This window comes from Frateuria sp. GZRR35, from assembly GCF_051900415.1.
Classification (GTDB): Bacteria; Pseudomonadota; Gammaproteobacteria; order Xanthomonadales; family Rhodanobacteraceae; genus Frateuria_A.
This window is the reverse complement of sequence record NZ_JBHZGL010000003.1, coordinates 154965-177327: the sequence shown is the minus strand read 5'-3', so window position 1 is coordinate 177327 and position 22363 is coordinate 154965. Positions and strand designations below refer to the sequence as shown.

25 protein-coding genes are annotated in these 22363 nt (G+C 66.1%); 17 read left to right on the top strand and 8 right to left on the bottom strand.

The window, feature by feature from the left end:
- Positions 1-10: 10 nt before the first annotated feature.
- Positions 11-1495 (bottom strand): DUF6035 family protein, encoded by a 1485-nt coding sequence (locus tag ACFWZ3_RS05425; protein ID WP_267171849.1) that lies wholly within the window; start codon positions 1493-1495, stop codon positions 11-13.
- A gap of 95 nt (positions 1496-1590) precedes the next feature.
- Here ACFWZ3_RS05425 and ACFWZ3_RS05420 point away from each other — a divergent pair, with 95 nt between their 5' ends.
- Positions 1591-1902 (top strand): hypothetical protein, encoded by a 312-nt coding sequence (locus ACFWZ3_RS05420; RefSeq protein ID WP_267171848.1) that lies wholly within the window; start codon positions 1591-1593, stop codon positions 1900-1902.
- Positions 1859-2266 (top strand): hypothetical protein, encoded by a 408-nt coding sequence (locus tag ACFWZ3_RS05415; RefSeq protein ID WP_267171847.1) that lies wholly within the window; start codon positions 1859-1861, stop codon positions 2264-2266. Before ACFWZ3_RS05420 ends, ACFWZ3_RS05415 begins: the two co-directional genes overlap by 44 nt.
- Before the next feature lie 118 nt (positions 2267-2384).
- On the opposite strand, the gene ACFWZ3_RS05410 is transcribed toward ACFWZ3_RS05415, so the two are convergent.
- The gene (locus ACFWZ3_RS05410; protein ID WP_267171846.1) at positions 2385-3203 is read right to left on the bottom strand and encodes a hypothetical protein; all 819 of its coding nucleotides are present in this window, start codon (positions 3201-3203) and stop codon (positions 2385-2387) included.
- 153 nt (positions 3204-3356) lie between these two features.
- Positions 3357-5912, bottom strand: coding sequence for an NAD-dependent epimerase/dehydratase family protein (locus ACFWZ3_RS05405; protein ID WP_439706736.1), 2556 nt, complete (start codon positions 5910-5912; stop codon positions 3357-3359).
- Positions 5913-6045: 133 nt separating this feature from the next.
- Between ACFWZ3_RS05405 and ACFWZ3_RS05400 the strand changes: the two genes are divergently transcribed.
- From ACFWZ3_RS05400 to ACFWZ3_RS05380, 5 genes are all read left to right on the top strand, one after another.
- Positions 6046-6465, top strand: coding sequence for a hypothetical protein (locus ACFWZ3_RS05400; RefSeq protein ID WP_439706735.1), 420 nt, complete (start codon positions 6046-6048; stop codon positions 6463-6465).
- Between the two features lie 73 nt (positions 6466-6538).
- Positions 6539-7813: a TolC family protein gene (locus ACFWZ3_RS05395; protein ID WP_439706734.1), complete on the top strand. Its 1275-nt coding sequence runs from the start codon at positions 6539-6541 to the stop codon at positions 7811-7813.
- Entirely contained in the window at positions 7810-9108 is a 1299-nt protein-coding gene (locus ACFWZ3_RS05390; protein WP_267171842.1) for an efflux RND transporter periplasmic adaptor subunit, read from the top strand. Before ACFWZ3_RS05395 ends, ACFWZ3_RS05390 begins: the two co-directional genes overlap by 4 nt.
- Positions 9105-12275, top strand: a complete 3171-nt coding sequence (locus tag ACFWZ3_RS05385; protein ID WP_267171841.1) for an efflux RND transporter permease subunit — start codon at positions 9105-9107, stop codon at positions 12273-12275. The genes ACFWZ3_RS05390 and ACFWZ3_RS05385 overlap by 4 nt, the downstream gene beginning before the upstream one ends.
- A gap of 3 nt (positions 12276-12278) precedes the next feature.
- Complete coding sequence (locus tag ACFWZ3_RS05380) at positions 12279-12623, top strand: copper-binding protein (RefSeq protein ID WP_267171840.1); 345 nt, start codon at positions 12279-12281, stop codon at positions 12621-12623.
- Between the two features lie 263 nt (positions 12624-12886).
- Here the strand turns inward: ACFWZ3_RS05380 and merR are convergent, their stop codons facing one another.
- Positions 12887-13291: an Hg(II)-responsive transcriptional regulator gene (merR, locus tag ACFWZ3_RS05375; RefSeq protein ID WP_267171839.1), complete on the bottom strand. Its 405-nt coding sequence runs from the start codon at positions 13289-13291 to the stop codon at positions 12887-12889.
- 69 nt (positions 13292-13360) lie between these two features.
- On the opposite strand from merR, the gene merT reads away from it, so the two are divergent.
- Genes merT through ACFWZ3_RS05360 form a run of 3 tightly spaced genes read left to right on the top strand, consistent with a single transcriptional unit; the run spans position 13361 to position 14223 of the window.
- Complete coding sequence (merT, locus tag ACFWZ3_RS05370; protein ID WP_267171838.1) at positions 13361-13711, top strand: mercuric ion transporter MerT; 351 nt, start codon at positions 13361-13363, stop codon at positions 13709-13711.
- Between the two features lie 10 nt (positions 13712-13721).
- Positions 13722-14018: a mercury resistance system periplasmic binding protein MerP gene (gene merP, locus ACFWZ3_RS05365; RefSeq protein ID WP_267171837.1), complete on the top strand. Its 297-nt coding sequence runs from the start codon at positions 13722-13724 to the stop codon at positions 14016-14018.
- Entirely contained in the window at positions 14008-14223 is a 216-nt protein-coding gene (locus ACFWZ3_RS05360) for a GDCCVxC domain-containing (seleno)protein (protein WP_267171836.1), read from the top strand. Before merP ends, ACFWZ3_RS05360 begins: the two co-directional genes overlap by 11 nt.
- A 101-nt stretch (positions 14224-14324) precedes the next feature.
- Here ACFWZ3_RS05360 and ACFWZ3_RS05355 read toward each other — a convergent pair whose 3' ends face one another.
- Positions 14325-14960 (bottom strand): class I SAM-dependent methyltransferase, encoded by a 636-nt coding sequence (locus tag ACFWZ3_RS05355; protein ID WP_267171835.1) that lies wholly within the window; start codon positions 14958-14960, stop codon positions 14325-14327.
- 24 nt (positions 14961-14984) lie between these two features.
- Here ACFWZ3_RS05355 and ACFWZ3_RS05350 point away from each other — a divergent pair, with 24 nt between their 5' ends.
- From ACFWZ3_RS05350 to ACFWZ3_RS05340, 3 genes are all read left to right on the top strand, one after another.
- The gene (locus ACFWZ3_RS05350) at positions 14985-15350 is read left to right on the top strand and encodes a hypothetical protein (protein WP_267171834.1); all 366 of its coding nucleotides are present in this window, start codon (positions 14985-14987) and stop codon (positions 15348-15350) included.
- Positions 15351-15382: 32 nt separating this feature from the next.
- The gene (locus ACFWZ3_RS05345; RefSeq protein ID WP_439706733.1) at positions 15383-15520 is read left to right on the top strand and encodes a hypothetical protein; all 138 of its coding nucleotides are present in this window, start codon (positions 15383-15385) and stop codon (positions 15518-15520) included.
- A 79-nt stretch (positions 15521-15599) separates the two neighbouring features.
- A complete protein-coding gene (locus tag ACFWZ3_RS05340) occupies positions 15600-16943 on the top strand; it encodes an MFS transporter (protein WP_425474742.1) in 1344 nt (447 codons plus the stop codon).
- Positions 16944-17031: 88 nt separating this feature from the next.
- On the opposite strand, the gene dmeF is transcribed toward ACFWZ3_RS05340, so the two are convergent.
- Positions 17032-17976: a CDF family Co(II)/Ni(II) efflux transporter DmeF gene (gene dmeF, locus ACFWZ3_RS05335; RefSeq protein ID WP_267171832.1), complete on the bottom strand. Its 945-nt coding sequence runs from the start codon at positions 17974-17976 to the stop codon at positions 17032-17034.
- A gap of 65 nt (positions 17977-18041) precedes the next feature.
- Here dmeF and ACFWZ3_RS05330 point away from each other — a divergent pair, with 65 nt between their 5' ends.
- Positions 18042-18302 carry a metal/formaldehyde-sensitive transcriptional repressor gene (locus ACFWZ3_RS05330; protein WP_425474741.1) on the top strand — a complete coding sequence of 87 codons (261 nt, stop codon included), beginning with the start codon at positions 18042-18044 and terminating at the stop codon, positions 18300-18302.
- Between the two features lie 165 nt (positions 18303-18467).
- Here ACFWZ3_RS05330 and arsH read toward each other — a convergent pair whose 3' ends face one another.
- The gene (arsH, locus tag ACFWZ3_RS05325; protein WP_267171867.1) at positions 18468-19286 is read right to left on the bottom strand and encodes an arsenical resistance protein ArsH; all 819 of its coding nucleotides are present in this window, start codon (positions 19284-19286) and stop codon (positions 18468-18470) included.
- Between the two features lie 54 nt (positions 19287-19340).
- On the opposite strand from arsH, the gene ACFWZ3_RS05320 reads away from it, so the two are divergent.
- From ACFWZ3_RS05320 to arsB, 3 genes are read left to right on the top strand one after another with little or no spacing between them, the layout of a single operon-like run.
- Positions 19341-19658, top strand: a complete 318-nt coding sequence (locus tag ACFWZ3_RS05320) for an ArsR/SmtB family transcription factor (protein ID WP_267171830.1) — start codon at positions 19341-19343, stop codon at positions 19656-19658.
- 24 nt (positions 19659-19682) lie between these two features.
- The gene (locus tag ACFWZ3_RS05315; RefSeq protein ID WP_439706732.1) at positions 19683-20198 is read left to right on the top strand and encodes an arsenate reductase ArsC; all 516 of its coding nucleotides are present in this window, start codon (positions 19683-19685) and stop codon (positions 20196-20198) included.
- On the top strand, positions 20195-21268 hold the full coding sequence (arsB, locus tag ACFWZ3_RS05310; protein ID WP_439706731.1) for an ACR3 family arsenite efflux transporter: 1074 nt from the start codon (positions 20195-20197) through the stop codon (positions 21266-21268). Before ACFWZ3_RS05315 ends, arsB begins: the two co-directional genes overlap by 4 nt.
- A gap of 87 nt (positions 21269-21355) precedes the next feature.
- On the opposite strand, the gene ACFWZ3_RS05305 is transcribed toward arsB, so the two are convergent.
- Complete coding sequence (locus ACFWZ3_RS05305; protein ID WP_439706730.1) at positions 21356-22363, bottom strand: sodium:calcium antiporter; 1008 nt, start codon at positions 22361-22363, stop codon at positions 21356-21358.

Below are 22363 nucleotides of genomic sequence, written 5' to 3'. Positions count from 1 at the left end.
GGGCGCAGCCTCATGGATGGGCAGACGCGCCCGTGCCGGACAAGTCACGCTGCCCAACCGCGAGACCGGCCGGATCGCTCAGCAGATCTGCTCCTGCCTTGGGGAACAGGAACACCAGCAGATCATCGAAGCGGCGATCCGGCGCAAACGCCGGATCGCCGCTTTTCCAGGCCCGCTGGTAGGTGTCCCGCCGCGTCCGCCACTTTTGCATGTCACCGTACGCGCGCATCTGCGGGGCGCGACGGTAGTGCTTCATCATCACGCTGAAGGCCCACAACGCTTCCTTGTGCCGGTCGTACAGGCTGTTTGCCAACGAGATGAAGTTGCCCAGATTGCAGGCGACCACTTCTCCGCGTTTCGCCGAGTAGGCCGCCATCAGCAGATAGAAGGGTCCGCTCGTGCGGTAGATCTCATCCGGCAACTGGAAGCCCCTGAGCTTGAATTTGTCCCGGAGTATCCGCCAACGGCGCTTGTTCTTGTCCCGGTCTTTCGGGAATGCCGCGAACAATGCTTCCAGTTCATCCCTGAGCGCCCGATCCCGTGCCTCCGCCTGCGCCAATTGCTTCTGCTTGGCAAGCCGCTGGGCCATCTCACACGCGTCCTTCCACTTTCGCTGCAGACCGTCGATGGCTGCGTCGTAGTGGAAAAAGTAGGTCCTGGGGACGCCGTCGGCGCTTACGTCGAAGTGCAACTGGTCGAAGAACACAGTCTGCCGCCTGACCTCGTCGACGGCGTGGCCGCCCAGGTCGACGGGCTCGCACCACACGCACTCAAGGGCAAAGCGCCTGTGCTCCCTCGAAAGGGCGACGGTCTCCCGGTTGACGCAGAAACCGTTCCGGTTGTTCGAGTAGAAGATGTCGTCCTCGGACAACTTGAAGTGTTCGAGCTCAAGATCACGGAACAGCCACAACAGACGCCCTTGATTGCGCTCGTAGAAGTGCATCCGCTCGGTGATCACGTGGAGGAAGGTTGTCGACAGCTGCGCTTCGAATGCAATGCGCTCAGTGCGCCACAGGCTCTGCACATCGGGCTGGCGCCAGCGTATTCCAGCGACGTCCTTCCAATGCTTCTCCTGGTTGATTTCGGAGAACGCCGGATCAGCCTGCATGCTCTCGACCAGCCATGCTTTGACCTGCTTGTGGGCCTCACCCTCCTTGCAGTGGGCGAACTTCCTCGCGCAGATCGCCGCCGCGCTCAGCCCTTGTATCCCGGTGCAAAGGCTGCTCCGGTCACGGTGCTTGAAGTAAAAGCGCTGGACGCTCTTGTGCGTGATCGGATGGGAGGCCAACGTCATGGCCTCTTCGCATCTGGGGCATACGTAACGCAGCTCCCCGCTGTTCAGCTTGAGCTTGAGCGCCACCCGCTTTTTTTCGATGACCGATCCGTAGTCGCCAACCCCCATGTAGTCGGTCAAGCTGATCCAGGTTCCCGCGTCCCGATCCAGGACGTGCTCGTGGGTGCGGTCGTGGGCCGGTTCGAAATGGTGGGCAGCCATGGCGCGGGTTCCTTTTTCTCCAGTGTGCCCGGCACCATTCTCAGGGCTTGCGACAAAGCTGGAAGCGCTTCCTGCCGGACGGATGGAGATGGCACATGACGTGGATAGTTGAGCTAAGTGGTGATCAACACGGCCTGCAGAAGCTGGACCAGAGCTTCCCTGGGCAGGTGCCCCTGGTCCTTGCAGACGGCCGGTATCGACTCGATCCAGCACTCTTCGCGAAGCTTGATGACCACGCTGCGGTCAGGGCCATCGCACAGCAGGAGGTCGACTATCTCAATGGCTATGTGCGGCTCTTCCTCACCGGATGCCAGCCACTCGCGTTTGGCCCTGTCAGCCTGGAGCAAGCAGGCCAAGCCGAAAATGCACTTTGCTTCGATCAAGGACGGATTGAAGCTCTCCGCTGAGATCGTTGCGATCAGGCTGGGCGAGGACGAGGCCGTCGTAATGGCCACTCGTCGCGGCCCCGGACCTTCGGCCTGGCGAGCGCTGGTGCAGCGCGAGGCAGTGGTCGAAGACGTGTTCAAGTACATGCAAGGGCCGCTCGATGACTGGAGCAACTTGGGCCGGATCATCGAAGCAATCGAACATGACCTTGGTGGTCGTGACAGCCTGGTTGCGCTTGGATGGGTGGATGCACAGGCGATCAAGACCTTTCGCGCCACCGCCAACAACCCAAAGGTGGCTGGGGCAACCGCAGGCATGGCGCACGCAAGTTTGCCGCTCCAAACGCACCCATGGAGATCCACGAGGCGCGCAACCTGGTGGTGACCATCGCACGCAAGTGGATCACCGCAAAGGTCGCCGCGCCGCGGGACTCGGGTTGACAGCAGGACTCGACCACGTGTGACCTTCGGCGCTCGCCGCGCCTGCATTTTTGAAGCCGCTGCTACCGGACCGATGGCGCCTGCGGTCTCCTCGACACGGAGGTTCCGATAGTTGCCACCCTGTCGTCCCGAGCCACCGCCAGGCGCAATGGATGGACGCAGGCCGGTGCCTCTGCAAGGGGCGATCGCATGGACCACTGCAGCCAGGCGGCTGCGCAGGCGATACCACCGAACGTCAACGGACCGCCGGGCCAGGAATGGGCGTGGACAACGTTCATCACGCAACCGGAAGCTGCCAGCAGCAGGAGTGGAGCCCACGGACGGCCTGCTCGCCAGAGAGAGACGGCGGCGCTGATCGTGGCTACCGACAAGGACACGCGGCCTGCGATAGCCAGTATCGGGCTGTCCGTGCCACCCAGGATGGGATGGGTCCAGATCGCTTCGATGGCCTCACGCCAAGCCATCGGCGTACCCGAGGTGTGTGCAATCTGCACCAGGCTGCCGACCACGATGCCGGCCGCGGTGTCGAACACCACGAAGCTCATGGCAAACACGAACAAGGCCAGGCGGCATAGCGCCGCGGCTGGATCCGGGCGAGCGCGCACCAGCCTGGCGATGGCGAGTGCGGACAAGGCAAACAGCGGCACCTGGATGTAGTGGACGGTGAGCCAGGTGCGCACGTCCAAAGCCATGAGGTCATCCGGGTGAGGATGGAACATCTCCAGGATCGCCAGCAGGGCCGGCGCGCAAGCGACCGCCACAACGTTCCACAGAGGCGCCCATCTCTCTGGGATGAGCTGCGCCTCTTGCTGTTGGGAAGGTCCGCCGGTGGCGCCGCGAAAGGTCCGCCCGAGCGCCGCGCGATACGTCAGAAAAGCCATGGGCCTTGGTCGATCCCTTGGTTGTCGATGAGGCGCGATGCACGGATCGCGCGAGCCGCCAGTCAAACGCAGCTGCGGTCGAGGTGGCGTTAAAGAGCTTGACGGTGGTGTCGGCTCGCAGGCAACGCACGCAGCGCTTCGCTGCGCACGGGGCTAGAGGATGTACCGATCCCAGCCGGCATAGTGCTCCTGACTACGCGGACCGCGGGGCAGGCTGAGCGCGATCAAGGCCACACCCAGCGCCAGGCTGACCACGGTCGCCACGGCCGAATGGCCGGTGAGCACCCACGGCGCGATGAAGAGCCACGCACCGAGCGCGACGTTCACCAAGCGTAGGGCGCGGGCCACCTCGGCGGTCGCAATGATCGCCACCGTGATGGTCAAGGAGCCGATCAGGTGATCGCTGTTGGCCATGGCGCCGGACGACTCCAGCGCCAACCGGGTGAACATGAGGAACGCGCCGATCGCCATGCTCGCGACCAGCGTCCACGGCAGGCTCAGGCCGCGCCGCGTGTCCTGCCAGAAGGTGGTCGGATCGATCAGATGGTCGGCGGACGTCTCCTCCCCCGCCGTCACCGCGCCGCCGCGGAAGAAGACCGCCAGCAACGGCTTGCCTTGCCGGTACGCCCGGAGCAGGTACTGCCCCATGGCGATCACTTCGTCCAGCGCGAACGGGATCATGACCACCATCGCCAGTGCGGCGACGAGGGCCGGCGTGCTCCAGGTACCAATGACGATCGGCTGGATGATGATGAAGTAGATGCTCACCACGCCCAGCGGGATCACCAGGATGCCGAAGAAGGTGACCATCCACGGCATGGTGCGCCAGCGTGCCCGCGTGCCCATGACCGCCATCAGGATTTCCAGCATGTAGCTGACCGCACCGAGGCCGGCGTCGGGGATCGGCCAGGCTTTGGAGACGCTGGAAGTAATGATTTCCTCCGTGCCGTTGCGCGCGTCGAGCGGGTTGCCCGCGAAGAACGGCTCCCACACCGAATCGACGTGGCCGAGCTGGTAGGCCGCCAGCATGCGCGAGATCAGCAGGCCGATGAGGGCCAGGGCGGCGATCGGCAAGCGCTGCGCGCCGGTGGAGGGGCAGTAGGTCCAGCCCGGTGGCACGACCTTGGTATCCATCATCCCTTCCATGCTCATGCCCGGCATCATGACGACCAGGACGGAAAAGGCGATCGCCAGCGCGCCTACCAACAGGTCGTTCTGGAACTGCGCGGCGCTCGGGCTCCACAGCGCCAACGGCGCGAACAGCAACCAGACACCGATGAATGCGGCCATCCACTGGCCAAACCAGGCCGTGCGGCGGGAGAGGGACAGGCCACCGGCGATCACCAGCAGCGCGCCGCTGGCCAAGTCGCTCAACGTCAACGCGGCGGCGCGCCACTCGACCGGTGGCAGCTGCCGCTCCAGCGTGACTTCATAGACCCGGCGGGTAATTGTGGCGGGAGTCGTGAAGCCGGTGACCCACGACGTGGTCATCAACCAGAAGCCGAGCCCGATGTTGGCCAAGTGCGGCCAACGGGTCGGCGCCCCGTCGTGGTCCATGGCGTGATGATCGGGTTGCGATGTTCCCTGCGGCTGTTTCGAACCGTGGCGCGAGCTGCCATGGCCGGCTTCGTGCCCCGGGCTGCGCCAGGCCACCCGCGCCGCATCGAGCCGGTTGGCCTTGTACCAACCGGTCGGATCGTCCTGCAGTGCCCGCACCATCGTGGGCAGGGTGTCGCGCAAACTGTGCGCGGGCTGCCAGCCCAGGACATCCCTGGCCCGATGCGTATCGAGCAGGTAGTGATCGTTGGCCTGCTCGACCATCCACGGCTGGATGAACTCGCGATCCCCCAGCACGTTGGTCTGGAGCCAGGCGCCGATCTCGGCGGCCGTCTCCGGCACGCGCACGGTCTTCCAGGCATGTCCCCGCAGGGACTCACCGATGATGTTCTGGATCTCGGCATAGCCCAGGGCTTCGGCCTCGCCAATCAGTACCGGCCACTCCGGCGGCAGTTGCTCGCGGCAAGCGATGGCCCGCGCGAAGGCCTCGGCCAGGTCCGCCACGTGCACGAACGCCTGCCCCGCGCAAAGCATGCCGGGGTAGACGTGGGACAGGACGCCACCCTCGTAGATGCGCGCGATCTGCTGGACCGGGAACGGCGAATGGCCCATGTCGTCATACACGCCGGCGATGCGCATCAGAACGAGGGGGACCGCACCGTGGCGCGCGCGAAGTACCGCCTCGGCTTCGAGCTTGGATTGCGGATAGGGCCACGTCGCGCCCAGCGGTGAGTCCTCGCTGATCGGCTCGTTCGGGCCTTGCCTGGGTTCGTAAACGAGCATGGTGCTCGCGTAGACGAACTGCGCCACCTCGAACCCATCCAGCGCCTCGATCAGCCGCCGCGTGCCCTCGACCGTGATGCGCGCATAGAGCGGGCTCGGTTCGCCGCTCAGGTCATAGTAGCCGGCCAGGTGAACCACGGAGGCGATCTGCCGGCCCACGCGCTCGGCTACCTCCGCCATGGCCTGCTGGATCGAGGCGGCATCGCCCAGGTCACAGGCGATCCGTTCGATAGGCGCACCATCCTCATCGAACCCGGGGCGATCCAGGCCCACCAGGGTGTAGTCCCGGGCAAGGCGCTGCACCAGGGTGCTTCCGATGAAGCCTGAGGACCCCGTGATAAGCACCACGGGTTTGCGGGCATCGGGCATGGATGGCTCCGGGCAATCGGATTCCCCAATCGCATGCTCCTCCAGCTGCCGTCGGATGCCGGTGAGCACGTCGTGAACGCGGCAGCGAACCGTGGACCCGGGTCCATGCCGCGGCGCGGTGTACCATCGCCGCATGCGTCCCACGCACCGCCTCCGTTCCCGCACCCGCCGCCGGCTGACCTGGCTGGCGGTCGTGCTGCTTACGTGGCACCAGCTCGCATTGGCCGCCTACGCCTGCGCGATGACTCCGACCGCTCCGCCCATGGCGATGGCCTCGGCCGCCGGCATGGCGATGTCGGAGACCTGTGCCTCGATGGGCCAGGGGCCGGAGCACCAGGGCGCGCTGTGCCAGGCGCACTGCCATCCGGATCGTGCGACCCAGCCGGACGCACGCACGGGGTCGGTGCCGCCCAGCGCGCTGGCCGCCCTGCCCGTGTACTGGCCCGACCCGGCGCTCATCGTCGCCATGCCGAGCCGTGTGCCGGAGCGGTTCGTCCGGCTTCGAGCTCCACCGCCACCCGCCACGTTGTTGTACTGCTCACTCCTGATCTAGGCCGGCGCGCGCCACTGCGTGCGCCCTCGTGCCGCCGCGCACGAGGTCCCTCGATCACCGGGAGTGTTCTTCCATGCTCTACTTACCTTCTGCCCGACGCGGCTTGGCGTCGGGCCTGGCCGTTGCCCTTGCGTGGGTGACGGTCACTGCCGCCTATGCCGCCGAAGCGCCTGTTTCACTCGAACAGGCCGTTCGCCAGGGCGTCACGCAAGCTCCCCTGCTTTCCGCGCGTGACGCCGATATCGAAGCGGCCCGCGACGACGCCATGCGTGCCGGCCGGCTGCCTGATCCCTCGTTGACGTTCGGCATCTCCAATTACCCGGTCACCGGGCCGGGCGCCTTCAGCGTGGATTCGGACACGATGACCATGCGCACGGTCGGCGTGACGCAGACGATTCCGTCGCACGCGGCGCGCGAGGCCGATCGCCACTTCGCCGATGCGAAGATCACGGCGGCCACGGCTGATCGCGCGGCCACCACACAGAACGTGCGCGAGCAGATCGCCGATGCCTGGATCGAACTGTGGGCAGTGCAACGCAAGCGCGACTTGCTCATCGCCTTGCGCGACGAGAGCGGCCTGGCCGTCAAGCTGACCCAGGCTCGCCTGCGCGGCGGCGAAGGCAGCGCCTCCGACGCGTTGGCCGCGCGCGCCGAGGCCGCGTCGTTGGACAATCGCCTGGATGGTGTCAAGGCCGAGCTGTCCGCCGCGCAGGCCGGTCTGCAGCGCTGGCTTGGCGAACCCGTGACAACCCTTGGCGAGGCACCGGACTTCGGCCGCCTGCCGGTCGCGCCGGCACTACTGGAACAGGCGATCGATCGCCAAGCGCCCATGCAAGCCTGGCAAGCCCGCGAGGCACTCGCCGAGGCGGCACTGACCCAAGCGCGCGCTGCCAAGCATCCGGACTGGAGTGTGAGCGCCAGCTATGGCCGCCGTGCTTCCGGCCTGTCCGACATGGTGATGCTGGAAGTGGGCGTGAGCCTGCCCCTGTTCACCCGCAACCGGCAAGACCGCGGCATCAGCGCAAAACAGGCGCAACGCGATGCGGTGCAGGCCGCCCATGAGGACGCCCGCCGCGCCCAGCGCGAGGCCGTGGCGCGCGCGGTGGCGGCCTGGCAGGGCTGGGGCGATCAGCTCCAGCGCTACCGCGACACCTTGCTGCCGCTGGATCACGACCGCGCGAAGACAGCGCTGGCCGGCTACCGCGGCGGTGGCGACCTGCAGCCGTGGTTGGACGCACGGCGCGACGAGATCGAACGCCGGCTGGCCTACGCCGACGCGCTGGCCGCCCATGCGCGGCTGTGGGCGGCGCTTGCCTACCTGTTGCCCAGCACGGAGGATGCCCCATGAAACGGCTTTTGATCGCACTGCTGATCGCGGTGCTGGGCCTGATGTTGCTCATCGCCGGCTACGTCGTGGGCCGCCGCCAGGCGCCCGCATCCCCCGCTTCGACGAACACGGGCAAGACCGACGCCGGCGGCCGCAAAGTCCTCTACTGGTACGACACGATGGTGCCGCAGCAGCACTTCGACCATCCGGGCCTGTCGCCGATGGGCATGCAGATGGTGCCCAAGTACGCCGACGAGGCGGCGGGCAACCCGGCGGGCGTGGTGAAGATCAACCCGGCCACCGTGCAGAACCTGGGCGTGCGCACCGCGCCGGTCGAGCGGCGCCTGCTCCGCGCCGCGGTGCAGGTGCCCGGCACGGTGACCTGGAACCTGCGCGAGGCAACCACGATCAGCGCCCGGGTCGATGCCGTGATCACCAAGCTCGACGTGCGCGCGCCCTACACCACCGTCACTGCCGGCGAGCCGCTGGCCGAACTGCTGGCGCCGCAATGGAACAGCGCGCTGGCCGAATACCGCGCCTTGCAGCAGGCGCAATCGGCCGATGCAAAGGCACTGCGCGCCGCGGCGCGCGAACGGCTGCGGGTGCTGGGCCTGACCGATGCGGACATCCGGGCCGCCCACCCGGGCGGCAACACGGCCATCACCCTGCATGCGCCGCAAGCCGGCGTGGTCACCACGCTGGACGTGCGCGAGGGCCAACGCGTGGCCGCCGGACAGACCCTGATGACGCTCAACAGCCTGGCGACCGTGTGGGTGGAAGCGGCGCTGCCGCAAGGGACGGCCGGCGCGGTGCCGGCCGGCACACCGGTGACGGTCACCGTCGACGCGGTACCCGGCCGCACGTTCCACGGCAAGGTCGAGACGCTGCTGCCCGACATCGACAATGCCACCCGCACGCAAAAGGCGCGCATCGTCATCGACAACCCCGACGGCGTCCTGAGCCCGGGCATGTTCGCGTCCGTGCAGCTCGCGCCTTCGCGGGACCAGGCGGTGCCGGTGGTGCCCGACGAGGCCGTGATTGCCACGGGCACCCACACCCGAGTGATCCTCGCTGAAGGCGAAGGCCGCTTCCGCGCCGTGCCGGTACGCACCGGCCGTTCGGCCGGCGGCTACACGCAGGTGCTCGACGGCCTCAAGGGCGGCGAGCAGGTCGTCACCTCCGGCCAGTTCCTGATCGACTCGGAGGCAAGTCTGTCCGGCGCGCTGGAGCGCCTGGATACTCCGGCCCATCCGGCGCCGGCATCCAGCGCGCGCTCGATGCCGGGGATGCCCATGCGCCCCGGGGACCAGCCATGATCGCCGCCCTGATCCGCGCGGCCATCGCGCACCGCGTGATGGTGCTGCTGGCGGCACTCGCGTTGGCGCTGGCCGGCGTGTTCGCGGCGCTGCACACGCCCATCGATGCGCTGCCGGATCTGTCCGACACCCAGGTGATCATTCGCACCTCCTGGCCGGGCCAGTCGCCGCAGGTGGTCGAGGATCAGGTCACCTACCCGCTGGCGACCACCATGCTCTCGGTGCCCGGCGCGAAGACCGTGCGCGGCTATTCGTTCTTCGGCGACTCCTACGTCTACGTGCTGTTCGACGACCACACCGACCTGTATTGGGCGCGCTCGCGTGTGCTCGAATACCTGAGCCAGGTGCGCGCCAGCCTGCCGGCGGACGTGAGCCCCGCGCTCGGCCCGGACGCGACGGGCCTGGGTTGGATCTACGAGTACGCGCTGGTCGACCGCACCGGCAAGCACGACCTCGGCCAGCTGCGCGCCTTGCAGGACTGGTTCCTGCGCTTCCAGTTGAAGACCGTGCCGGACGTGGCCGAGGTGGCGAGCCTGGGCGGCATGGAGCGCGCCTGGCAGATCGTGCCCGACCCGCAGGCGCTGGCCGCGCGCGGCATCACCGTGCAGCAACTCGTCGATGCGGTGAAGGCCACCAACGGTGCCAACGGGGGTTCGGTGATCGAGCAGGGCGAGGCTGAACTCATGGTGCGCAGTCAGGGGTACCTGCGCAGCAAGGCCGACTTCGAGAACGTACCCGTCACCGCCACTGGCAGCGGCGTACCCGTGCTGTTGCGTGACGTCGCCACCGTGCGCCGTGGCCCCACCTTCCGTCGCGGCATCACGGAGCTGGACGGCCAGGGCGAAGTCGCCGGCGGCGTGATCGTGTTGCGGACGGGCAAGAACGCCAAGGCCGCCATCGCCGCGGTGAAAGCGAAGCTCACCGAGCTCAAACGCAGCCTGCCCGCCGGGGTCGAGATCGTGCCGACCTACGACCGCTCCCGGCTCATCGATGCGGCGGTCGAGAACGTCTGGGGCAAGCTGCTGGAAGAATTCCTCGTCGTCGCGTTGGTCTGTGCGCTGTTCCTGGGCCACCTGCGCTCCTCCCTGGTGGCGGTGATCACGCTGCCGCTGGGCGTGCTGGCGGCTTTCATCGTGATGGACCTGCAAGGCGTAACCGCCAACCTGATGTCGCTGGCCGGCATCGCGATCGCCATCGGCGCGATGGTCGATGCGGCCATCGTGATGATCGAGAACACCCACAAGCACCTGGAACACTGGCGGGAGAATCACGGCGACGAGCCACAGGGCGCGCAGCGCTGGTCGCTGATCGCCCAAGCCAGCGCCGAAGTCGGCCCGGCCTTGTTCGTGAGCCTGCTCATCATCGCGCTCTCGTTCGTGCCGGTGTTCGCGCTGCAGGGCCAGGAAGGCAAGCTGTTCTCGCCGCTGGCCTTCACCAAGACCTATGCGATGGCAGCGGCCGCCGGCCTAGCCGTGACGCTGGTGCCCGTGTTGATGGGCTATCTGGTACGCGGGCGCATCCGCAGCGAGATGGAGAACCCCCTCAACCGGTGGCTGATGCGTGGCTACCGGCCGGTCATCGATGCGGTGCTGCGCTGGCCCAAGACGACCCTGGCGCTCGCCGGCCTGCTGCTGCTGAGCGCCGTGATACCGATGGGCCGCCTGGGCAGCGAGTTCATGCCGCCGATGGACGAAGGCACCCTGCTGTACATGCCTACCGCCCTGCCCGGCCTCTCCGCCGGCAAGGCCAGCCAGTTGCTGCAGCTCACCGACCGCATGATCAAGACGGTACCGGAGGTCGCGCATGTCTTCGGCAAGGCCGGCCGCGCGGAGACGGCGACCGACCCGGCGCCGCTGGAGATGTTCGAGACCACCATCACGTTCAAGCCGAAGGACCAATGGCGGCCCGGCATGACGATGGCCAAGATCAAGGACGAGCTCAATAAGGCGGTGAAGGTGCCCGGCCTCACCAACCTGTTTGTGCCGCCGATCCGCAACCGCATCGACATGCTATCCACCGGCATCAAGAGCCCGATCGGCATCAAGGTGCTCGGTACCGACCTCAAGACCTTGCAGGACGTGGCCGACCGCATCGAGACGCTGGCCAAAGGCTTGCCCGGGGTCAGCTCGGCCATCGCTGAGCGACCCACCAGCGGCCGCTACGTCGACGTGCACGTGCGGCCGATCGATGCGGCGCGCTACGGTCTCACGCAGGCACGCGTCCAGCAGCTGGTGGCCACCGTGGTTGGCGGCGACCCGATCGGGCAGACCATCGAAGGCCGCGAGCGCTACCCCATCGTGGTGCGTTATCCGCGTACCGAACGCGATTCGGTCGGCGCCCTGCGGCAGTTACCCCTCGTCGCCCCCGATGGCGCTCAGCTGACCTTGAGCCAGGTGGCCGACATCACGCTGGCGGCCGGGCCGTCCATGCTCAAGAGCGAGGATGGCCAACTGGCGACCTACGTGTACGTCGATACCGATGGCAGCGATCTGGGCACCGTCGTCGGCCGCCTGCAACATGCAGTCGCGCAGCAGATCGAGCTGCCGCCGGGCGTCACCGTGGCCTGGTCGGGCCAGTTCGAGTTCCTCGCCAGCGCCATGCAGCGGCTCAAGCTGGTGGTGCCGATTGCGCTGGTGATCATCTTCGGATTGATTTACGCCGTGTTCCGGCGTGCGAGCGAGGCGGCGCTGATCATGCTCAGCGTGCCGCTGGCGCTGGTCGGCGGGCTGTGGCTGATCTGGCTGCTTGGCCACGCGGTGTCGGTGGCGACCATCATCGGCTTCATCGCGCTGGCCGGCGTGGCCGCCGAATTCGGCGTGGTGATGCTGCTCTACCTGCGCCAGGCCTGGGATCGCCGGCTCGCGCTCGATCCGCAGGCCGGGCCCGCGGCCTTGGACGAGGCCATCCGCGAGGGCGCCGTGCAGCGCGTGCGGCCCAAGGCCATGACGGTGGCCGTGATCCTCGCCGGCCTGTTTCCGATCCTGCTCGGCCATGGCGCCGGCTCCGAGGTCATGCAACGCATCGCCGCGCCGATGATCGGCGGCATGCTCACCGCGCCGCTGCTGTCGATGGTGGTGCTGCCGGCCGCCTTCCACCTGCTGGTGCTGCGCCGCCTGCGCAAGGCGCAGCGCCCTTCCACCGCTTCACCCAACCCGCAAGGAGACTGACCCATGAAGACGAAAGTACCGGCCCTTTGCCTGATCGGCACGCTCGCAGTCGCGCCGGCCTTCGCCGGTCCGCTGCAGATGGACCCCAACATGCCGGGCATGCAGCACACTGCCAAGCCGACCGAGGCACAAGCAGTAGGCGTCATCAAAGGCATCGACCTCAAGCAGGGCACCATCACCTTGCAGCACCAGGCGATCCCGGCGATCGGCTGGCCCGCCATGACCATGCCTTTCCACGCCACACCCGAGGTGCTCAAGCAGGCCAAGGTAGGCGAGAAGGTGCAGTTCACGCTTCGCCCGGATGGCATGAACAGCGTGGTCACTGCGCTCAAGAGCACGCAATCCTGACGGCAACATGTCTCGCCTGCGACAGCGGCGGACGCATCACCGTGCCGAGCTTGCACGGGCGTACCCCTCGATCAGCCGCGCACAAGGAGAGTCCAGACGCTCAGCCACAAACGGATGGGGTTTGGCGGCCTGGACCCACGGCGGTGGACTCCTACGTACCGATGGCATGAGTACGCTCCAAGCTCGCGCATGTGTTGCAGCGCCTGCGCATCAGCTTGTTGTTTGCCCGGTGGCGGGCGTCCGTCTGCTCGCGCCAAGCCACCTCAAACCGCCACATCCGCCTCCAGCGAGGCCATCATGGGACATTGCACCTTGCCGCGGTTGCGGTGGCACTGCTGGACAAGCCCGGCGAGCGCCTGCTCTACCCGGCGCAGCTGGTCGATGCGTTCGCGCACCATCGCCAGCTTTTTGGCACCGATGCGTTCGGCATCACGGCAATGCCGCCCGTCATCCAATGCGAGCAGGTCGGCGACTTCATCCAGACTGAAGCCCAGCACCTGCGCATGCTTGATGAATCGCAAACGGCGCGCGTGCGTTTCGTCGTAGCGGCGAATACCGCCTGGCGGTTTGGACGGCTCGGCCACCAGCCCACGGCGCTGGTAGTAGCGGATTGTCTCGACGTGGACATCCGTCGCCTTGGCAAGGAGGCCGATGGTGAAGCTCGTCATGGTTGACCCCGTAGTCGACTACGGAAGTAAGGTTACGCCGTGAAACCTTCAAACGACACCGGTTCGGTCATGGCCCAGCGCACCAGCGAAAAGAGCACCCTGGCGATCGGTGGCTTGGCGGCCATTCTGGCGTCGGCCTGCTGCCTGGGGCCGCTTGTCCTGGTGAGCATCGGGCTGAGTGGCGCCTGGATCGGCCAGTTGACCCGGCTCGAACCGTTGCGGCCGTTGTTCCTGACGGTATCCCTTGTCGCGCTGGTGCTTGCCTACCGCCGCATCCATCGCCCTATGGCGGCCTGCCGGCCGGGCGAGGTCTGTGCGGTGCCTGCGGTGCGCCGGGCCTACAAGCTGGTGTTCTGGAGCGTGGCGGTTTTGGTATTGATCGCCTTCGCCTTTCCCTACGTTGCCCCATGGTTCTATTGAGGAGCCCCGCATGAAAACCCTGCCTGCCATCGCTTTTGTCCTCGCTTGCGCCGTCTCGAGCGTGAGCCTGGCGTCCACGCGGCAAGTCACCCTGGCCGTACCGGGGATGACCTGCCCGACCTGTCCCCTCACCATCACGAAAGCGCTGCAGAAGATCGACGGGGTCGGCAACGTGGCGGTGGACCTGGCCAGGAAAACCGTCACCGTCAGCTACGAGGACACCAAGGCGCGTCCGGATCAACTGGCCAAGGCCACGGGCGAGGCGGGTTACCCTTCCACGATCCAGGCGATGCCTCATGGCGGCTGACATGACGCTGCAGAGCACGTTGACGTGCCCCCAGTGCGGCCATCAGGCGACCGAGACCATGCCAACCGATGCCTGCCAGTTCTTCTACGACTGCACCGGGTGTGGCGAATTGTTGCGACCGAAACCTGGCGATTGCTGCGTGTTCTGTTCCTACGGCACCGTGCCCTGCCCGCCCATCCAGCAGCAGAAGACCTGCTGCGGATAGTGCCGTACCTGACTCAGGCAGCAGGTCGGCCACGGCCGATCGGGGCTTGACCTCTCCGCAGCGGCCGGATGCAATGACCAAGCACTACGGTCGCTACCTCACTACCGCGCCTGCGCTCCGTCAGACCGGCGCTGGAACAAGGCATGGAGGAACTGCTGGCTCGTGCCCGAGGGTGTCGCGTGCATCGCCAGCTCACTATCCAGCAGCGCCCAATCGCTGCCGAGTACGCGCGCTAGTCCGTCGGCGTCGTAGCGCATCGCGTCGAGCCCGCTGCATTTCATCGGACCTTCGGGGCCAAACGTCGCCATAGCCGCATAGCCGCCCGGTCGGATCGCGTGATTGAGCTGGGCGACGTAGCGCGCTTGTTGCTTCGGCTGGATCAGGAAGTGGAAGACGGCGCGGTCGTGCCATAGCTGATAGCGCGCCGCCGGTAGAGGCGCGTCGAGCAGATCCGCGGCCAGCCAGGTCGCGCTATGGGCCCGTTCCCCGAGGCGCCGGCGGGCGACGTCCAGCGCCTGTGCGGAAATATCCAGCACGCTGAGGTCGCGATAGCCCGCCGAAAGCAGGTCATCGACCAGGGTGGACGCGCCGCCGCCGACATCGAGGATGGCGGTGCCGCGATCGGGTGCGACCCGCTCAATGACCCGCAGCGAATGATCCAGATGCGGGCGGTACCAGCTGACCGCGTCCGATGCCTTGTTGCCATAGACCGTTTCCCAGTGCTGCTGGCGATTCATGGAGGCTCCTCAGTACCTTGACCGATGGCCGTTGTTGCGCCGAAAGCGCAAATGGCGCGAAGAAATAGCGGCGACTTCTGGAGCGGAGGAACCCATGCTCCCGATGGTGCCGCGGTGAAGATTACGCCGACGATCAAGGAAGCTGTTGCAAACCGCGTCAGCCGGCAGACGATTAGCAGCGAGCCACAGACGATCTCGGCGACACTGACGAAGGGCCTGGCACACGCGGCGCGCGCGTGCCGTCGGCCTCAGCCTGTCGATGCGGTGACCGTCGCATTGGATCGCGAACGACGGATCATCGAAGCGGCCTATACCGATGCCACCAGCATCTCACGCGCTGGCAAGCGGCAGAAGACAGCGCCCGCAACGCACGCGATACGGCGCAGCTGACCCAGCGTGCCTATGCGCTCGGCGAGGCGGATGTGCAGACCATGCTGCTGGCGCGACGCCAGTCGCTGGACGCTGCGCAGGCAGCGCTTGACGCGCGCGTGACCGCATTGCATGCGTACTATCGGCTGCAGATCGACGCGCACGGCATCTGGAAACTTGCCCACGAGTAGGTATGCGAACGCCGGGAGGTTTCCGCCCGGCCGGCCTTCCACCGCGTGCGTAGCGCTTGCCCGTGATACGGAGCCCGCCATGTTGTTCGAAGTCCTTACCGATCGGGTCTACCGGCATCTGTTCGCTGCCCAGGCCACGTCGCTGGTCGGCACCGGCCTGATGACCGTGGCGCTGGGCCTGCTGGCCTACGACCTGGCGGGCGAGCGCGCCTCCGTAGTGCTGGGCACTGCACTGGGCATCAAGATGGTGGTGTACGTGCTGGTTTCTCCGCTGGCCACGGCGTATGCCGCGCGCTGGCCGCGCAAGCCCTTCCTGGTCAGCATGGACCTGGCCCGCGCCGCGCTGGCGCTGTGCCTGCCGTGGGTCACTGCCACTTGGCAGATTTATGTCCTGGTCGCGGTGCTGCAGACCTGCTCGGCGGCCTTTACGCCCACTTTCCAGGCGACCATTCCGGACGTGTTGATCGACGAGGCGCAATACACCCGCGCGCTCTCGCTGTCACGGCTCGCGTACGACCTCGAGAACCTGCTCAGCCCGCTGCTCGCGGCGCTACTGCTGGGCATCGTCAGTTTCCGCGCCCTGTTCGGCTTCACTTTGCTGGGCTTCGTCAGCTCCGCGGTACTGGTTTGGACCATCGCACTTCCACAGCGGCTGGCGCCGCCCAGTGCCCGGCCGCGGGTACTGGCTGGCCTGCGCCGGTATCTGGCGACGCCACGGCTGCGCGGCATGCTCGGCCTCAGCCTGGCCGAGGCGGCCGCAGGCTCCTTGGTGATCGTCAACACCGTGGTGTACGTGCGCGATTGGCTGGGCGGCAACAATCGGGACGTGGCGCTGACCACCGCGGTATTCGGCGGGTTTTCAATGATCGCCGCGCTGGCCCTGCCACGCTTGCTCAAGCGCTGGCCCGACCGCGCCGTGATGCTCGGCGGAGCGATGTTGGCAGGACTGGGGCTTGCCCTCTTTGCGGCGCTTGCGTCGGTCGTGTCGCCGGACCAGCGGCAATGGTTGATCGCCGTGGCATGGGCATTGATCGGCGCCGGTTACGCGGCCATCCTCACGCCCGGAGGCCGCCTCTTGAAACGCTCCGCCAATGCGCAGGACCGCCCCGCCCTGTTCGCCGCCCAGTTCTCCCTGTCCCACGCCTGCTGGCTGCTCATGTATCCACTGGCCGGCTGGCTCGGAACCTTGCCATCGCCAGCTTGGGGCGCAGCCCCGATGGCGGCGGTCGTCGTCCTAGCCATTTCCGTGAGCTGGTTGCTCTGGCCACGCAGCGATCCTGAAACCATTGCACACCGACATGACGAGCTTCCTCCGGATCACCCCCACCTGATGTCCGCCGGCAATCGGGCAGGGAGCCCCCATGCCCATCCGTATGTCATTGACGACATGCACCCGCGGTGGCCCGCGGGAAGCCGACACTGAGCTACCCGCAGCAAGAGATCCGAACCGCCGTGCTCCTACGTCACCAGGGAGACCGTCCATCCGCCTTTCATGACGGTGGCAGGGAAGCCTAAGCAGCGGTCGGCTTTGCGACCTCGACCGTGACATGTACGAGCTCTTCGTGGATGGCGAGCGCTTCACGCACTGCGGCAGGGGCGAGCTCCGATCGGCTCACGAGCGCCAGGATGCACGAATAGCGCCCCTTCCCCACCCGCCAGACATGCAGGTCGCTGATCGCTGCCTGGGGAAAACGCTCGGCCACCACGTCGCGGATTTCCTCCACCACCGGGCTGTCCATCTCGGCATCGAGCAAGACCTTGCCCGACTGCTTCAGCAACCCATAGGCCCAGTTGGCGACCAGGCAGGCGCCGGCGATGCCCATGACCGGATCGAGCCAGTTCCAGCCGAAGTACTTGCCGCCAGCCAGCGCCACAATGGCCATTACTGAGGTCGCGGCATCCGCGAGCACATGCACATAGGCCGAGCGCAGGTTGATGTCATGGTGGTGATCGGCGTGATCGTGTCCGTGTTCGTGCCCATGACCGTGATCATGGCTGTGGTGCCCGTCCTTCAGCAGCCAGGCACATAGCAGGTTGACGGCCAGGCCGATGGCGGCGATGACCATGGCGTCGATGTAGTGGATGGGCACCGGCGAGAACAGGCGTTCTACCGATTGGAAGAGCATCAACGCCGCCACGACGCCCAGCAGCAGTGCGCTGCTGTAGCCGCCCAGCACCTCGATCTTCCACGTGCCAAACGCGAACCGCCGATCCTTCGCCAGCCGCCGGGCAAGAGCATAGGCGCCCACCGACAGGCCAAGCGCCAGCGCATGCGAGCTCATGTGCCAGCCGTCGGCCAGCAAGGCCATCGAGTTGAGAAGATAGCCGCCCGTGATCTCGACCACCATCATCACGGCCGTGATGACCACTGCGCGCAGTGTGTTCTTCTCCGCCAGCGGGTTGCCCTCGTTGAACTGGTGGGCATGCACGTAGGCGGATGCGTCGGGCTGGCTCATAGGCGTCGCTCAGGTAGGATAGCCCCCTAGGGTATACGACCAGAGGCAGCCGATCCATGTCCCACATGTCCACCGACAACAAGAAGCTCGTCGCGCGCGTGCGCCGGATCGGCGGCCAGGTTGCCGCCCTGGAACGTAGCCTCGAAGCGCAGGCCGAATGCGGCGCGATCCTCCATCAGGTGGCCGCCGTGCGCGGCGCAATCCAGGGGTTGATGCTGCAAGTGCTCGAAGGCCACCTGCAGGAGCACGTGGCCACCGGCTCCGCCTCCAAACGCCAAGCGGAGCTTGAGCCCGTGCTGGCCGTGCTCAGGAGCTACCTGAAATAGGCAAATTGCTTATGTGCGGGGCCTCTGAACCCAGCGCCGACCAGGCACGGAGGCCGGCGCAAAGCCAGCCCGCCGCTGTTCCTGGCCTGTCATCTATTTCCCGCAATGGCCGGCTTGCGCGGCATCACCGGCAGGGTTTTCAAGATCGAACACCGACAGCCTCCGTCATGCGCAGGCCCCGGCCGCGCTGCAACAGGCCGTACGCGCAGGTGCTGGACGCGGCGTCGAGGTAGCCTCGGCGCTTGCCGCGGGCACGACGGAGCCTTCAGCGCCTCCGGCGGCTTGCGCAAGCATTGCAGCTGCCGCTGCACCCTTGCGCTCGCTGTAACGGCTTGCCAGGTAGTCCGACCGATCACGGACCATCAGGGTGAACTTGAACAGCTCCTCCATGACGTCGACCACCCGGTCGTAGAACGAGGAGGGCTTCATGCGGCCGTGCTCGTCGAACTCTTGCCATGCCTTGGCGACAGAGGACTGGTTGGGGATGGTCACCATGCGCATCCAACGGCCGAGCACGCGCAGGGTGTTGACGACGTTGAACGACTGCGAGCCGCCGCATACCTGCATCACGGCCAGGGTCCGGCCCTGCGTCGGACGAACGCTGCCATCTTCCAGCGGCAACCAGTCGATCTGGTTCTTGAATACCCCGGTGATGGTGCCGTGCCGTTCGGGGCTCACCCAGACCTGCCCCTCGGACCACTGGGACAATGCGCGCAGTTCCTGCACTTTCGGGTGGGTGGCCGGCACACTATCCAGCATCGGCAGGTCGTGCGGGTCGAACACCCGGGTTTCGGCACCAAACTGCTTGAGGATGCGTTCGGCCTCCAGCGCCAGCTTCCGGCTGAAGGACTGCGGCCGCAAGGAGCCGTAGAGGATCAGGATGCGCGGTGGATGGTCGGCGCCGGACGGAAGATCAAGCTTGTCCAGGGTCGGGTAATCCAGGGCTTCGGCCTGGACGTGAGGAAGAAGATCCTTGAGCGTCATGGCAAACACGCGTTCCGATTTGCTTTCGTTCAACAATTCTATCATTATTGAAATATGGAAACCAAGACCGCCGTTCGCGCACTGGCCGGCCTGGCGCAAGACAACCGGCTGGGCATCTTTCGCTACCTGGTCACGCGTGGCCCGGAGGGTGCCGTGGTGGGTGAGATCAGCGAGCACACCGGGCTGAGCGGGTCCAACCTGTCATTCCATCTGAAGGGTCTGGTGCAAGCAGGTTTGGCGGAATCCTTCGCTGAAGGACGCTACATCCGCTATCGCGCGAATTTTCCCGCCATGCGGGAGCTGATCGATTACCTGACGGAGCACTGCTGCGAGGGGCAGCCCGAGCAATGCCGACCGCCCAAATGCTTCTGATCCATTTCACGACGAGAGATCCCCATGCACCCTTGCCGCGTCCTCTTCATCTGCACGGGCAATTCCGCGCGCAGCATCCTGTCGGAGGCCACGCTCAACTACCTGGGTAAAGGCCGATTCGAAGCCTGCAGCGCGGGCAGCAAACCGACCGGTCAGGTGAACCCCTACGCCCTGGAGGAACTGGCGACCGCACGCATTCCCGTCGAGGGATTGTCCAGCAAGTCCTGGGACCGGTTCGTCGGTGAGCAGGCGCCTGCGCTCGACATCGTCATCACCGTGTGCGACAGCGCAGCAAGCGAGCCGTGCCCTGTGCTCTTTGGGGATTTCGTGCGCACCCATTGGGGCCTGCCCGATCCGGCAGCGGCCACGGGAAGTGCCGAGGTGGTCCAGAAGGCATTCCACAAGGCGCACAGGCTGATTACCGACCGGATCATGGCGTTCCTGCAACTGCCAGTGGAAACGATGGACCGGGAAGAGCTCAAGCGGACGCTCGACGGCATCGGTGCGCTGAAAGCGGACCGTGCGGAGGACGCCGCATGAACCAGGCGACGAGCCCACATCGGGCCACCCCGAAAGCAGCTCGTATCGGCTTCTTCGAGCGCTACCTCACAGCGTGGGTCGCGCTGTGCATCGTCACGGGCACGCTGCTCGGTCACATCCTGCCGCGCGCCTTCGAGGCCCTTGGCCATATGGAGGTCGCCCAGGTGAACCTGCCGGTCGCGGCGCTCATCTGGCTGATGATCATCCCCATGCTGCTGAAGATCGACTTCGGTGCATTGGCCGGTGTGAGGCGGCAATGGAAAGGCATTGGCGTGACCCTGTTCGTCAATTGGGCTGTCAAGCCGTTTTCGATGGCGCTGCTGGGCTGGATCTTCGTACGCCACGTGTTCGCGGCCTACCTGCCGGCGGAGCAGTTGGATTCCTACATCGCTGGGCTGATCCTGCTTGCTGCCGCACCGTGTACCGCCATGGTCTTTGTGTGGAGCAATCTGTGTCAGGGCGAGCCAAACTTCACCTTGAGCCAGGTGGCCCTGAACGACGCCATCATGGTCGTGGCCTTCGCGCCCATCGTGGCCTTGCTGCTCGGAATTTCCTCGATCACGGTGCCGTGGAACACGCTCATTCTTTCTGTGTTGCTCTACATCGTGGTGCCGGTCGCCTGTAGCGTGTTTCTTCGACGCGTCATTCTGGCGCGGGGTGGCGCGGCCCAGCTGCAGGCGCTGCTGCAGCGGTTGGGGCCCGTGTCGCTGGTGGCCCTGCTGGCCACACTGGTCTTGCTGTTTGGCTTCCAGGGTCAGCAGATTCTCGCCCAGCCGGCTGTCATCGTGATGCTTGCCGTGCCTATTCTGATCCAGGTGTATTTCAATTCGGGGCTGGCGTACTGGCTCAACCGCCGCTTCGACGTGCCGCATTGCGTGGCAGGCCCTTCGGCCCTGATCGGCGCCAGCAACTTCTTCGAGTTGGCTGTCGCAACCGCCGTGGGCCTCTTCGGGGTGCATTCGGGCGCGGCATTGGCAACCGTCGTGGGCGTGCTGATCGAAGTGCCAGTGATGCTTTCGGTGGTGCGCATCGTCAATCGCTCGCGCCACTGGTACGAAGCACGCGCCTAACCGGACGGAAACGGCACGCGTGCCGTTTCCGTCCCCTTAAGCGGTGGTGGTCGTCTCACAAGGTGTGCTGCCAGTAGGCAGCAAGACTTAGGCCAAGTGCAGGGCGACCAGCAGCACCGCAAACACTACGTACCACAGGGCCATCGACGCCAGGAGCTTGCGCGAGATCACGCCATGGCAGAACGCCACAAACATCGTTCCGACGGCCACCATGGTGATGACCGCGGCAAGCACCAGGGCGCGATCGAACACCCACGGGGTGAAAAACAGACCTAACGCGGTGGGCACCGTAGCCTGGATCATCATCGCTCCGCTGATATTGGCCAGCGCCAGACGATGCTTGCCTTGGCGTACCCAGATGATGGCGTTGAGGGTCTCGGGCAGTTCGGTGGCGATGGGGCTCAGCAGCAGCGCGAGCAGTTGGGAGTCCATGCCGAGCATCGGCGCCAGGGCGTCGAGCTGGGCCACGAAGAAGTGAGAAGTTACGAAGATGACCACCAGGGCGATCAACGTCTGCGCCCCCGCCGCCCACGCATGGGGCGTGTCGCGTCTGGGTTGGAACTTCAACGGCTCCAGTTCCCCCTCTTCCTCCACCTGCTCACCGCCCATCTCCTTCCAGAAATAGAAGGCATAAGCCGCCAGGAACAGCGCGCCCAACCAAGGCTTGTAGGAAAACACCACCAAGCCCAAGGTGATCTTCACCAGGAAGATGGCAAGGAACCAGCCTTGGTCGTGCGCCAGGCGCTTGAACTGGCGCGCAACTGCTTCGGTCTGCGGCAACGACTTACGGGTCGCGAGCAAGGTGGCGCCCACCACCGCGTAGGCGATCGTAGCCAGTACCAGGGGACCACCGAGCGCCGCGCCCACACCGATCGCCTTCTGGCTGGCGTCGGCGCCGAAAACCACGGCGATGAAGGTAACCACGCTCTCGGGCAACGCAGTGCCGAAGGCGGCAAGGATGGAGCCCGTGGCCTGCTGGCCGACGGCGAGCTTGCGCCCCACCCATTCCACGCCATTGACGAAATATTCGCAGGCGAGATAGATCACGACAGCCGAGCCCAAGAGGAAGGCCAGCGTTAGCAATAAGCTTTGCAT